General features: G+C 63.4%; 10 protein-coding genes. 5 read left to right on the top strand and 5 right to left on the bottom strand.

Annotated features, from left to right (window positions below; all coding sequences use genetic code 11):
* Window positions 1-55 precede the first annotated feature (55 nt).
* From AC3Z8Y_RS10345 to AC3Z8Y_RS10335, 3 genes are all read left to right on the top strand, one after another.
* Entirely contained in the window at window positions 56-1,984 is a 1,929-nt protein-coding gene (locus AC3Z8Y_RS10345) for a DNA topoisomerase III (protein WP_490089972.1), read from the top strand.
* A gap of 73 nt (window positions 1,985-2,057) precedes the next feature.
* On the top strand, window positions 2,058-2,468 hold the full coding sequence (locus AC3Z8Y_RS10340) for a low affinity iron permease family protein (protein ID WP_490089604.1): 411 nt from the start codon (window positions 2,058-2,060) through the stop codon (window positions 2,466-2,468).
* 149 nt (window positions 2,469-2,617) lie between these two features.
* Complete coding sequence (locus AC3Z8Y_RS10335; protein WP_490089603.1) at window positions 2,618-2,986, top strand: FxLYD domain-containing protein; 369 nt, start codon at window positions 2,618-2,620, stop codon at window positions 2,984-2,986.
* Between the two features lie 50 nt (window positions 2,987-3,036).
* On the opposite strand, the gene AC3Z8Y_RS10330 is transcribed toward AC3Z8Y_RS10335, so the two are convergent.
* From AC3Z8Y_RS10330 to nhaA, 3 genes are all read right to left on the bottom strand, one after another.
* Window positions 3,037-3,315 (bottom strand): DUF6021 family protein, encoded by a 279-nt coding sequence (locus AC3Z8Y_RS10330; RefSeq protein WP_490089602.1) that lies wholly within the window; start codon window positions 3,313-3,315, stop codon window positions 3,037-3,039.
* Between the two features lie 100 nt (window positions 3,316-3,415).
* Window positions 3,416-7,588 carry a PAS domain-containing hybrid sensor histidine kinase/response regulator gene (locus tag AC3Z8Y_RS10325; protein ID WP_490089601.1) on the bottom strand — a complete coding sequence of 1,391 codons (4,173 nt, stop codon included), beginning with the start codon at window positions 7,586-7,588 and terminating at the stop codon, window positions 3,416-3,418.
* A gap of 124 nt (window positions 7,589-7,712) precedes the next feature.
* The gene (gene nhaA, locus AC3Z8Y_RS10320; protein WP_490089600.1) at window positions 7,713-8,951 is read right to left on the bottom strand and encodes a Na+/H+ antiporter NhaA; all 1,239 of its coding nucleotides are present in this window, start codon (window positions 8,949-8,951) and stop codon (window positions 7,713-7,715) included.
* 204 nt (window positions 8,952-9,155) lie between these two features.
* Between nhaA and AC3Z8Y_RS10315 the strand changes: the two genes are divergently transcribed.
* Entirely contained in the window at window positions 9,156-9,365 is a 210-nt protein-coding gene (locus AC3Z8Y_RS10315; protein WP_181111848.1) for a hypothetical protein, read from the top strand.
* Window positions 9,366-9,449: 84 nt separating this feature from the next.
* Window positions 9,450-10,028 (top strand): plasmid pRiA4b ORF-3 family protein, encoded by a 579-nt coding sequence (locus AC3Z8Y_RS10310; RefSeq protein ID WP_490089599.1) that lies wholly within the window; start codon window positions 9,450-9,452, stop codon window positions 10,026-10,028.
* Between the two features lie 295 nt (window positions 10,029-10,323).
* Here AC3Z8Y_RS10310 and AC3Z8Y_RS10305 read toward each other — a convergent pair whose 3' ends face one another.
* Together AC3Z8Y_RS10305 and AC3Z8Y_RS10300 are read right to left on the bottom strand one after the other, a co-directional pair.
* Window positions 10,324-11,271 (bottom strand): IS110 family transposase, encoded by a 948-nt coding sequence (locus AC3Z8Y_RS10305; protein WP_490086267.1) that lies wholly within the window; start codon window positions 11,269-11,271, stop codon window positions 10,324-10,326.
* Window positions 11,272-11,522: 251 nt separating this feature from the next.
* Window positions 11,523-12,701 (bottom strand): fumarylacetoacetate hydrolase family protein, encoded by a 1,179-nt coding sequence (locus AC3Z8Y_RS10300; RefSeq protein WP_490089598.1) that lies wholly within the window; start codon window positions 12,699-12,701, stop codon window positions 11,523-11,525.

The following is a 12,701-nucleotide window of genomic DNA, read 5'->3' as shown; positions in this document are numbered from 1 at the left end:
TGCATCGCACCGCTGCCCCCGCCATCCTTGCCGGGTGTGGCAATGGGTGAACATGATGCGGCTGTTTCTGTGTGAAAAACCTTCCCAGGCGCGGGATATCGCCAAGGCGCTCGGCGCCCGGGGCAAGGGTGAGGGCTTCCTGACAGGCGCCGGGGTTACCGTAACCTGGTGCATCGGGCACCTGCTCGAAACCGCCCCGCCCGATGCCTACGATCCCCGCTACAAGCAATGGCGCCTGGAGCACCTTCCGATCGTGCCGGAGCAGTGGCGCATGCAGGTCAAGCCCAAGACCGCCTCGCAGTTCAAGGCGGTGAAGCGGTTGCTGGGCCAGGCCACTGAAGTGGTGATCGCCACCGACGCAGACCGCGAAGGAGAAATGATCGCTCGCGAGCTGCTCGACCATTGCCGGTACCGGGGCCCGGTCCAGCGGCTATGGCTGTCAGCGCTCGACGATGCCTCCATCCGCAAGGCCCTGGCAGCGTTGCGCCCGGGCGCCTCCACCTTCAGCCTGTATCACTGCGCGCTCGGCCGGTCCCGCGCCGATTGGCTGATCGGGATGAACCTCAGTCGCCTGTTCACGCTGCTGGGGCAGCGTTCGGGCTACCAGGGTGTACTGCCTGTTGGCCGGGTGCAAACCCCTACCCTGCGCCTGGTGGTTGACCGCGACCGCAGCATCGCCGCGTTCCAGCCGGTGGCCTGGTGGGGTATCGACGTGAAGCTCGAGGCCGCGGCGCAGGTTTTCACCGCACAATGGCAGGCGCCGAAGTCGGCGTGCGACGAAGAAGGCCGCTGTCTGCAACAGCCGATTGCCGAGGCGGCCAGGGGGAAAATGGCCGGCGCCCCCAGCGCCCGCGTTACGGACGTGCGCACCGAGCGTATGAAGGAATGGGCGCCGCTGCCCTTTGACCTGGGTACGCTGCAGCAATTGTGCTCGCGCAAGTTCGGGCTGGGCGCCCAGGAAACCCTCGACATCGCCCAGGCCCTGTACGAAACCTACAAGGCCGTTACTTACCCCCGCAGCGATTGCGGCTACCTGCCCATCAGCCAGCATGCCGAAGCGCCTGCGGTACTGGCCGGGTTGAAGCGGGCAGACCCAGCCCTTGCGCCGCTGTTCGACCATATCAGCCCAGCCCGGCGTTCAAGGGCCTGGAACGATGCCAAGGTCTCTGCCCACCACGGCATCATTCCCACCACCGTGGCGCCCAACCTGGAAAAACTACCGCCCCGGCACCGCCAGGTGTACACATTGATCCGCGCGCGGTACCTGGCGCAATTTCTGCCCGACCATAGCTACGACCGCACCCGTGCTACCTTCGAGTGCGTTGGCGAAGCGCTGCTCGCCACCGGCAAGCAGGTGATCGAACCGGGCTGGAAGCGCGCCTTGCCGGAAGCGCTCGCCGCGCAGCCGGGGCGTGAGCCTGCGCAACCGCTGCCGCTGCTCGCCCAGGGCAATCAGTGCCCGGTGCGCGAGGTACAGCTCAAGCACAACTGGACCCAGCCGCCCAAGCCCTTCACCGAAGGCGACCTCATCAGTGCCATGAAAAACGTCGCCCGGCTGGTGGAAGACCCGAAGCTCAAGCAAAAGCTCAAGGAAACCACTGGCATCGGTACCGAGGCCACGCGTGCCGGCATCATTCAGGGGTTGCTCGATCGGGGCTACCTCACCAAAGCTGGCAAGGCGCTTGCGGCCACGCCTGCCGGTTGCAGCCTGGTGGATGCCGTACCCCGGGCGATCACCGATCCCGGTACCACGGCCATCTGGGAACAGGCGTTGGACATGGTGCAAAGCGGGGAAATGCCGCTGGAAGAGTTCCTCGCGCGGCAGTCGGCATGGATGAGCAAGCTGGTGGAGCGATGCAAGGGCCTGAACGTCACCATACAGGGCCAGGCGAAGGCACCGGCATGGAAAAAGAAGCGCAAACCTGGCGGAAACCGCCGTGCACCCGCTGGCAAGGGGCGCAAGCGAACAGCCCCGGCTGAATGAAATGTCATTCAAGCGTGCTGCCGTTCGCTTACTGGCGTGGTCTTTTATCTTGTAAAACAACGAGGTAACCGCGATGAATTTCTCCAGTTTTTCCCAGGCGCTCTCCAAGCGCGCCGGCAGCCCCAAAGCTTTCGCCACGGCACTTGTGCTGATAGTGCTATGGGCAGCAACGGGCCCCTGGTTCCATTACAACGACACTTGGCAGCTGATCATCAACACCTCTACCACTATCATCACCTTCCTTATGGTGTTCGTGATCCAGAACACGCAAAACCGTGACAACGACGTGCTGCACATCAAGATCGATGAATTGCTCAGGGCCACCAAGGAGGCCCGTATGGCGGTGCTTAATCTGGATGACCTGGATGCTCGCCAATTGAAAACGATCCGCAAGCAGTACAAGAGCATGGGCAAGGGTGAACAGGTAGAGCTGTTGCAGGAAGAAACTACCCTCACCGCCAAGGATGAGCCCCAGGCCACCTGAACAGATGTTGACGGCCGCTTATGCCGGGTGCTTGACGGACAAACCCCTGCAATTGACCGCTGGTCCCCCCAGCTCGCCGACGCCGTGCGGATATACGGCGGCCCTGCGTAGCATCGCTCGTCGAAATGCATACCGAGGGGAGTTGGATCATGCGCTATTGGGCACTGGCAACATGTATAGGCATCGTTTGCACGGCCCCGGCGCTCGCTGCAGAACTGGAGGTGCGTAATGTACGCCTGGTGGACACCGGGCACATTACCAGCGTGACGGGTACGGTTATCAATGTCAGCGACCAGCCAGTAGCCGGGGCTACCATCGCCGTTGCCGTGGCCAAGGCAAATCAGGTGATCAGCCGCATGATGGTCGCCGTGCCGCCACTGGACCCCAGGCAAGCCTGGCGCCTATGGCAACCGCTGGATGAGGGAAGCGGGGGTATCCAGGCGATCAGCGCTAAAGACCCCCAGATCAGTGTGAGCACCAGCCTGGAGCCGGTGGCCAGAGCCTTGCTTGCGCAGTAAACCGCCGCAGCGCCCTGGCAAGGCTGCTCCCAGCCTCAGGCTCCCATTGATCAGCCCTTGGGGCCGCCATAGGGAGGATAACTGTCGCCCTTGGCGCGTTTTTCGGTGTTGCCCGCCGAGCCGGAAGAGGCCTTGGCAGGGTGCGGCGGATCCATCTGCGGGTCTTTCAGGTCTGGCGAATCCGGGTTGAAACCGAACTCGGCTTCGTCGCTTTTTCCACCGCTGGCACCCGGGCGGGGGGTCCCAGGTGCAGGTGTGAGGTCAGGTTCGATACGCTCGGGCGCCACGCCCTGCTCCTGACGTTGCGGGTCTTTGCCTTCGATTGCCATGGTACTCGCTCTCTTTATCAGGGGTACCAAGGTTGGAAGCCCAGCGAAGCCGTTGGTGCCCTTCAAAAGACGAGTGGCGGTACCGCCCGCCGCGGGCGCTTTACTTGAGCCGAGCTTGCATCTGCGCTTCGCTGGCCTCCAGCAGCATGACCAGCTCCTGGGCAAAGGCACCGGTAGCCACGCCTTCCACCGTTTGCGCCTCGCCGCGTTCCAGGCTTGCTTCCAGTTTGCCGGCACGTTGGGACAGCGCCTTGGCGCCGATATTGGCCGCGCTTCCTTTTATCGCATGGAAGATTGCTCTGGCGGCAGCGCGATCGCCGCTACGGGCAAGCTCATCCAGGCGCTTGAGCAGTTCACGGGTATCCGTGGCAAAGATTTCCAGCACGTTGCGCAGCAGGTCGAGATCCCCACCAAAGCGGCCGGTGACGGTCGTCCAGGCCTCGAGCAGGCCACCCTCCTCCTGAACCGGTGCAAGCACGGGCAGAGGGCGCGTGCCGTCTACCCATTGGCTCAGGCTGCTCACCAGCCCGGCGAGGTCGACGGGCTTGGTGATGTGATCGTCCATGCCGGCGGCAAGGCACGCTTGCTTGTCCTCGGTCGCGGCGTTGGCGGTCATTGCGATGATTGGCAAGGCTTTGAAACGCGAGTCCTGGCGAATCCGCCGGGTTGCTTCCAGCCCATCCATTTCTGGCATCTGTACATCCATGAGCACGGCGTCATACGTATGGGGGGCGTCGTCGAGCGCCGCGATGGCTTCAAAGCCATTGACAGCCAAGGTCACATTCGCGCCTTCCAGGTGCAAGAGGCCACTGGCAACCTGTCGGTTCACCGCGTTGTCTTCCACCACCAGTATGTGCAGCCCCGCCAGGCGCTTGGGCTGGCGCTCGGGCGGTGGCAATGCCGGCGCCAACGGGCGCCCTTCAACCACGCCCAGTACACAATCTCGCAATTGCCGGGGCGTCACCGGCTTGCTCAAGGTGGCGGCAAACAAGCCGCGGTGTTGTTCTGGCGCTACCAGCGAAAGCTGGTCGGCATAGGCGGTCACCATCACCATGTGCGGCACCTGGCCTTCGGGCAGCCCGTCATGAATAAGCCTCGCAGTGGCAACGCCGTCGAGCTCCGGCATGCGCCAGTCCATCAGGATAAGGTTGTATGGCGCGGCGGTTCCAGCCACACGGCGAATACGTTCCAGTGCCTCGTGCCCCGACAAGGCATGCTGGGCGGTCCAGCCCAACGCCTCCACGGTGCGGGAAAGCACGTCCGCGCTGGTGGGGTTGTCATCGACCACCAGCAACCGCAGCGGCAACCGTCGCCCTGGGACGGGCAGCGGCACGTCGCCGCCATCCTGAACCTTGAGCGGCACGTCGAACCAGAAGCGGCTGCCAATGTCCACTTCGCTCTCCAGCTTGAGCTCGCCACCCATCAGCGAAACCAGACGGTTACTGATGACAAGGCCCAGGCCGGTTCCGCCAAAGCGGCGCGAGGTGGACGTTTCGGCCTGGCTGAACCCCTCGAAGATACGTTCCTGCTGTTCCGCGCTGATGCCGATCCCGCTATCGCTCACGCTGAAACGCAGGGTGACGTGGCCATCTTCGCGGTCCACCACCGTAAGCCGGATGACCACTTCACCGTCGAGGGTGAACTTCAGCGCGTTGCCCACCAGGTTGACCAGCACCTGCTTGAGCCGCAGCGCGTCGCCTACCAGCATCGAAGGCACCGCCGGGTCGATATCGAACACGGCCTCCACGTCGCGCGTGCCCTGGTTGCCGGCGATGATCACTGCCAGCTCGGTCAGAAGGCCGTCCAGCTCGAACGTATGGTTATCCAGCTTGAGCTTGCCGGCCTCGATCTTCGAATAGTCGAGGATGTCGTTCAGCAGTTCGAGCAGCGAGCGGGCGGCTTGCCGTGCCTTGGCGACGTAATCGCGCTGCTGGGCGTCCAGCGCGGTGCGCTGCACCAGCTGCAACATGCCCAGCACGGCATTGAGCGGCGTGCGGATCTCGTGGCTCATGTTGGCCAGGAACGCCGACTTGGCCGCACTGGCTTCATCCGCGCTAGCTTTGGCCTGGCGCAACGTGGCCTCGATTTCCTGTTGCAAGGTGATGTCGCGGTTGATGCCGGTCACGTGCAGGGGTTTGCCGCTGGGGTCCCGCTCCGCGCGAGCGCTGGCCTGGATATAGCGCAACTGGCCATCGGGCAAGCGGGCTCGGAATACCAGCGCATAGGGCTCTCCGCGCTCCAGCAGGGCACGGATGGCGTCGTCGCAGCGAGGGAGGTCTTCGGGGTACAGGCAACGCAGCCAGTCTTCATAGTGCAGCGTACGCTCGCCACGGGCAGGTACTAACCCGTAAAGCTCGTACATGCGGTCGTTCCAGCTCAGCGAGCGGTCCTGCAGGTTGAATGTCCAGATGCCCAGTTCAGCGGCATCGGCAGCCAGCAGCAGGTGGTCGCGGGCAGCAAGCAGGTCGTTGCGCTGCTTCTGCTCGCTGGTGATGTCAGTCACCACGCATACAAATACCCGGGCTTCGGCACTGTGCTTGAGGCCCACTGACACCCTGGCGGGGAACACGCTGCCGTCCTTGCGCAAGCCGCGGATTTCCTGGCTACGGGAAGAAGGCACGGCTTTTTCCAGGGTGCGCTCTACGAAACGCTCGTAGGCTGACCAATCGCTTTCAGGGATCAGGCGCGTGACATGTTGGCCGATGATCTCTTCGGCTTCATAACCGAATACCCGGGTGCTGGCAGGGTTGAACGACAGCACCTTACCCCCTTCGTCAATGCTCACTACCGGGTCCACCACGGTGTCGAGGATCGCCTGGGTAGTGGCCTGGCTGTCATGCACCTGCTCTTTGAGCGCTTCGTTCTGCACCTGAATACGGGCGGTCTGGGCCTTTTGCAGGGTGATGTCCCGGGCCGTGACTGAAGCCCCTACCACCTGCCCCCCGGGCCCGTGTACCGGCGAAGGAGTAATGGAAACCTGCAACTGCTGGCCGTTCTTGTGAAAGCGCACGGTCTCGTAATGGGTCACCGGATCGCCATGGGCAATCCGCGCGAGCATGTTGTTCTCTTCGTCGACGCGGTCCGCCGGCACGATCAGCCGGGTGATCGGCCGGCCGATCGCCTCTTCGGCCGTGAACCCGAACAGGTGCTCGGCGCCCCGGTTCCAGCTGCTGATAATGCCCTCCAGGGTTTTGCCGATGATGGCATCCGAGGCGCTCTCGACAATCGCACCCAGTTCCATGCGGGCATACAGGATTTCACGACGCTGCGCCCGGCTTACGGCGATGGCACCCGCCAGCCCGGCCAGCACCAGGCTGGCGAGAATGCCCCCCAGCCAGAGATAGGCCGCCGGGATCACGCCCTGACGGGCAACGAAGGCGGGAGTGACGCTGAACTCGAAAGACCAGCGGCGACCGAACATGTCCCGTTCAAAACGCTGCGGGTGCAGCGCCGATGCCACTTCGGCTCCCTGATGATTGTTGAAGAAGATGACCGGCACGCCATTGGCCGAGACGTCCGACAGCTGCACGTTCAACAATTGAGGGTCGATGCGAAGCCCCTGCAGCACTTCTGTCATCAGCAGCGGGGCGTAGCTGAAGCCCACCAGCTCCGCCCGCCGCTCGTCCACCGTGGCCGGGGTTTTGGGCACTCGATAGATCGGCATCAGTATCAGGAAGGATTGCTGCGGCTTCGATTGCTCCTGCATCAGCGTAATAGGCTGGGTAAGGCGAACTTCCCCGGTATCGAGCGCCTCTTGAGCGGCGCGTCGACGGTTGGGTTCTGATGCGATATCGAAACCCAGGGCGCTGCGATTGCCTCGGTCGGGCTCGATGTACTCGATTACCCAGCGGTCGCCTTCGTGGGGGCCCAGGTTGCTGATGGTGAAATCCGGCCGGTTGTCGGCACGCGCACGGGCAACGAACGCGGCCTCGGCCGAAGGCGGCACTCGCCGGACAAACCCGAACCCGCGCGCGCCCGGGAACTCAGTGCCGATGTCACGGGATTCGCTGTAACGCCGGAACAACGACAGGGTCAGGTTTTCCGTCCCAGCTGTAAGAACCGCACCGCGTACGCCGCGCAGCCCGTACTGGTACATCTGCACGCGGTTGAAGATCGCCTCGGTAGTGTCGTGAACGATGTCGTCAACCGCCTGGTCGATCCGCGCCTGGTTGGCCTGGCCCATCAGCCATGCCCCGGTTGCAGACAACAGCAACCCGATCACCAGCGTTACCAACGCGGTGGGGTAGAAACTGGAACGCGTCCTTGTGCTCATCGCGACTTTTCCCTGTGGGCCCCTTCAAACTGCCTGCCCGGTGTGTTCAGGATAGCCTCCGAACGATCAAAGTGCCCTTGCCAGCCGGGAATCCCGGCACCTGCAGGGTAGCTTGCAGCAGAGCTCAGCGCTCCCCCGTTGGGCATGATGACACGGCAAGTTGTTCCGTAGGGGTGTTAACCCTGAAACGACCCCACAGCAGCCCGCCCACGGCGGCGAGTGTCGAGCCCAGCAGCACCCCCAGCTTTGCCGCCGCCAGCCAGGCGGGCGAGGTGAAGGAAAGCCCGGCCATGAATATAGCCATGGTAAAGCCGATCCCTGCCAGCAGCGCTACCAGGGTAATCCCGCTCCAGGTCACGCCTTCCGGCAGCACGCAGACGCGCAGCGCCACCAGCAGCCGGCACGCCAGCCATACCCCCAGGGGTTTACCCAGCCACAAGCCCAGCGTGACCCCAAGGCCCACATGCGTCACCAGCGGATCGCCAAAGGTGACGCCGCCAAGGGCTACGCCAGCGTTGGCCAGCGCGAACAGCGGCATCACACCGAGGTTCACCGGCGTATGCAGCACACGCTGAACCCGGGCGCCGGCGGCCATCTCCGCGCTTTGCCCGGCCCGAGGCCGGGGTGGTGTAAGCAAACCCAGGATCACCCCCGCCAGGGTGGGGTGAATGCCCGCCTTGTGCAGCCCGGCCCAGATCACTACGCCTGCGAGCGCGTACGCCAGCCAGCCGCGCACCCCCAGCCGCTGCATCAACAGCACCGACGCTACCCCTGCCCCCGCCAGCAACAGACCCGCCAGGCCTAGGCCTGCCGAGTAGACGATCGCGATGATGAGGATGGCTACAAGGTCGTCGATCACTGCCAGCGCCAGCAGGATGACCCTCACGCCTGCCGGTACGGACGGGCCCAGCAACGCCAGAACGCCCACGGCAAACGCGATGTCGGTCGCGGTGGGAATGGCCCAGCCCTGCGCAGCCCCGGCGTGATTGATGCCGTAGTAGATCAGCGCGGGTACGGCCACGCCTCCCAGCGCCGCCCCCAACGGCAGCGCGGCCACTCGCAGGTCGGCCAACACCCCAAGGCTGGCTTCGCGGCGAATCTCCACGCCCACCAAAAGGAAAAACAACGCCATCAGGCCTTCGTTGATCGCCGCGTGCAATGTGAAGGCCACCCCCGGCCAAGGTCGCAATTCCCACGCCCAAAGCGCCTGATAGCTGGCGGAGAACGGGCTGTTGGCCCAGCCGAGCGCTAATATCGCGATGGCAATAAGCAGAACCGCAGCGCCAGTATCGGTACCCAGGCGGGCCGCCAGCGCAGCAAGGGGCCGGCTGCGAGTGTGCAGGGGAGTGTTCGGGTTTTGCATGGGCGACAAGCCTCCGCACCAGCGGCCCGACCGGTGCTCACGCTTTAACCTGCGGCGCGCGCCCTCGCGTGCCAACACCCGCGCCGAGCTTAGAGCGGGTTCACATATCGTGCAACAAAACCGCTACATCCTGAACCAAGGGCCCGGGCGCCGGTCCGTTTAATCAAGCGCTAAACAAGGCGCCTACCTTGCCTGGAGTTTGCGATGCCCCTGCCCGCCCTGTTCCTCAATGCGGTGTTTTGCACCAGTGAAGCCCATACCACCTGCATGCCACCTCAATTCGTATGGGTCGCCGAAACCTTCGTGCGGGAAGACAAACGCGTGGAGCAATGTGCTGAAAAGGCTGCGGAGCTCAACGCCAAGCGAGAGGACCTGAGCGTGCTGTACCGTTGCGACACTAAAAAGGGCGTTTGAAGCGCCGCTTCTTTGCTGGAACCCGTTGAAAAACATGCCTGAAGCGCCGACCCTATGGGCCGCCCTCTGTCCCAGGACCTGCCCATGGCCGATGCTTCGACGTGTTTCGTACTCTACATTCAGCTGGAACCCTTGCAGCTGAACCCGCCGGTGTGGCGGCGCATCGTGGTAAACGGCGACACCACACTGCGCCGGCTACACCACTTCATTCAGGCGGCGATGGGTTGGCACAGCAGCCATTTGTACGAATTCGACTTGAACGAAAAACGCTACGGCCTACCAGACCGGGAGTTCCCCGATCCGCGGGTGCTCGATGATCGCAAGTTCAAGCTCAAGCGCATCCTGAAGGTGGGAGACCGCCTGCGTTACACCTACGACTTCGGAGACAGCTGGCAGCATGTGATCGCCGTAGAGGCTCAGGCGCCGGACGAAGGCAGCGGCAGCTGGTGCATGGTCATGGACGGCGAACGCGCCTGCCCACCCGAGGACTGCGGGGGCGTAGGCACCTACCAGCACATCCTCGGCGTGCTCAAGCAGGACCCCAACGGTGAAGAAGCCCGGCATTTCCGGGAGTGGGTAGGCCCCAACTTCAACCCTGACGTGTTCGACCCCCGCGCCGCCAGCGCGGCGACGCAGCGCATCTGTAATAACTTCTGGGGGTAAGCTCACTCACCTGTAGGTGTAGGAGATTCTATGGTTGATGCCTAGGTTTTTTGCAGCTCTTGTCTTCGAATGAACCGGGCTTCAAACGGCAAGTCCCTGCCATCCAGGCGCAAGGCTCCACCCGCGCTGGCGACTTCGATATCGCGCGCATGGTCACACTTGCGCCCGCCAAGGCAAAGGCAGGCCTATCAGCAAGGCAAGCGCGGCCCCTGTGGGAGCTGGGGGCCGGCCGTCCGGCGAAGCCTGTGAATTGGCGCACCGCCGAGCTCATTCCCTTTGCGGCTTACCTCACCCTTTACACCGCTTTGGCCTGGTACTCACTCTGGTCCTTGAGCAAAGCGAACACTACCCGGGCAAGCTTGCGCGCCAACATCACCAATGCTGCGGTTGTGCTGAAGCCTCGAGCCTTGCGTGCTTCGTACCAGGCCTTCCAGGCGCCAGTGCGGCTCGCTGCCATGGCCGCGTTATGCAGCAACCGGCGGACTTCCGAGTCGCCGCGCTTGCTTAACGAGCGGCGGCCATCCTTCTGGCCGGAGCTCGAAACACGCAGGTCGATTCCCAGAAACGCGATGAACGCATCAGAACTTCTGAAGTGGCCTCGCTGAAAGCTGGCCATCAGGCGGGCGGCAGTCAGAAACCCGATGCCTTCCACTTTCATGCAGCGTTTTATTTGACCAAGCAAGCCGACCTCCGTGAGGAGGTCCTTGATGGTTTTCTCAACCAGCGCTTCGAGCTTCAACATCGCTTTCACATGGCTTGCGAACGCGGCTTTCAGCAGGGGCTCGTTCGACCAGCTCTGTACCAGGGCGACTCGCGCGGCAACCAACGCGGCGCGCCGGCGAAACAGGCTGAGCAGCCTGCGGTAAAGCGGCGTAGGTGGCACCCAGGGATGCAGGTCATCGCCCTCGTTCTTGAGGTAGCGCGCCAACAGCCGAGCGTCCAGCGGGTCGGTTTTGGCACGGACACCCACCCCTTTACGGTAATGGCTGAGTTCATACCCGCCGACCATGTAAATAGTGCAGCCCGATTCGTGTGCCAGGTCGCAGAATTCAAGGTGGTAAATGTTGGTGGCTTCAATGGCGACTGCCACATTGGCTGGCAACGCCTTGAGCCATTTCTTGATGGCGGCCTTGGTATTGGGGATGGTGACGAGCTGTTCTTCGGCAGCGTGATAGATCACCAGTTCGGCCTTGGCGACATCGACGCCCACGATCGGTTGTAAGACGCAAGCGCGCATTGCCATGAGCTTATCTCCGGGATATGGTCTGAAGCACTTGAAGGGCCACCCAGAGGCGCAAGCTTGTTCCTATCGTTGGTCGAGCCAAAGCATTCTCTATCGGCGCTTGGGTGAAAGGAGGAGGGGCGATATCTCCCACGGTCTGTACTGCGGCTAACAGTCAGAATCGGGCGTTGTCCCTCCTCCTCCCTTCAAGTACTACCATACAAGACGGGCGTAGCCGCAGGCGGAGCTCGCGAACAGGCACCACCCGACGATCAACCCAGCACCCCCCTCCCCGCCAGGTTGCGCATCAAAGCCCCTACCCCGAACACCCACGGCGATGCCTGATCGCTGCCGGTGACGCGGTTGTGCAGCCCGCCCAGTGTCGGCGAGGCGATGCTCACCAGGTCGCCGGCCTTGTGAGTGAACCCTTGGCCTGGCTGGTCGCGGTCGTCGGTGGGGGCGAACAGCGTGCCGAGGAACAACACGAAACCGTCCGGGTACTGGTGATTGGCATTCAACGTTTGCTGCACCAGGTCGGCCGGGTCTCGGCTGATCTGGCTCATGGCGCTGGTGCCTTCCAGCACGTAACCCTCCTGGCCCTCCACCCGCAAGGTCACGTCGCAGCGGCGCACGTCGTCCAGGGTAAAATGTTCGTCGAACAGTCGAATGAACGGCCCCAGGGCGCAGGACGCGTTATTGTCCTTGGCTTTGCCCAGCAGCAGCGCGCTACGGCCTTCCACATCGCGCAGGTTCACGTCATTACCCAATGCCGCGCCGTGAATACGCCCCTGGCTGTCCACGGCCAGCACCACTTCCGGCTCCGGATTGTTCCAGTGCGACGCCGGGTGCACGCCAATGGCCGCGCCCGTGCCAACCGCCGACAACACCGGGGCCTTGGTGAAGATCTCGGCGTCGGGCCCGATGCCCACCTCCAGGTACTGGGACCACATCTGCTGCTCGATCAACAGCGCTTTCAAGCGCATGGCCTCGGCTGAACCGGGCCGCAGGTCGCGCAGGTTATCGCCGATCACGTCCTGCACCAGGCTTCGAATGGCCTCTGCGCGCTGGGCGTCGCCACCGGCCTTCTCTTCGATCACCCGCTCGATCATGCTGGCGGCGAAGGTAACCCCGGCAGCCTTGATCACCTGCAGGTCGATAGGCGCCAGCAGGCTGGGCTGGCGGGTGTCCTGCCCTTCCCCGCTATTTTCCAGCAACGCCTCGATCCGCCCCAGTGAGGGCCCGCTTGCATCGCGTACCGCCTGAAGTGGCGAGTCACTGTTCAACAGCTGGCTGAGGGTGGCGAACTGCGCGGTGCAGTCAATCACCTCGCCATCGCGCACCACAACCACCGCCGGCCCTTGCGCCGCCGGCAGCCACACACGGCCAATCAGGGTTGCCCGCTGCCAATCCGTTGGCAGGGTGTTCTCGATAGTCAGTCGCAGCGCATACAT

Source organism: Pseudomonas sp. 3MAES_34.3B, from assembly GCF_058145875.1.
Note: the sequence above shows the minus strand (reverse complement) of the source record. Positions and strands in the feature narration are given on the sequence as shown.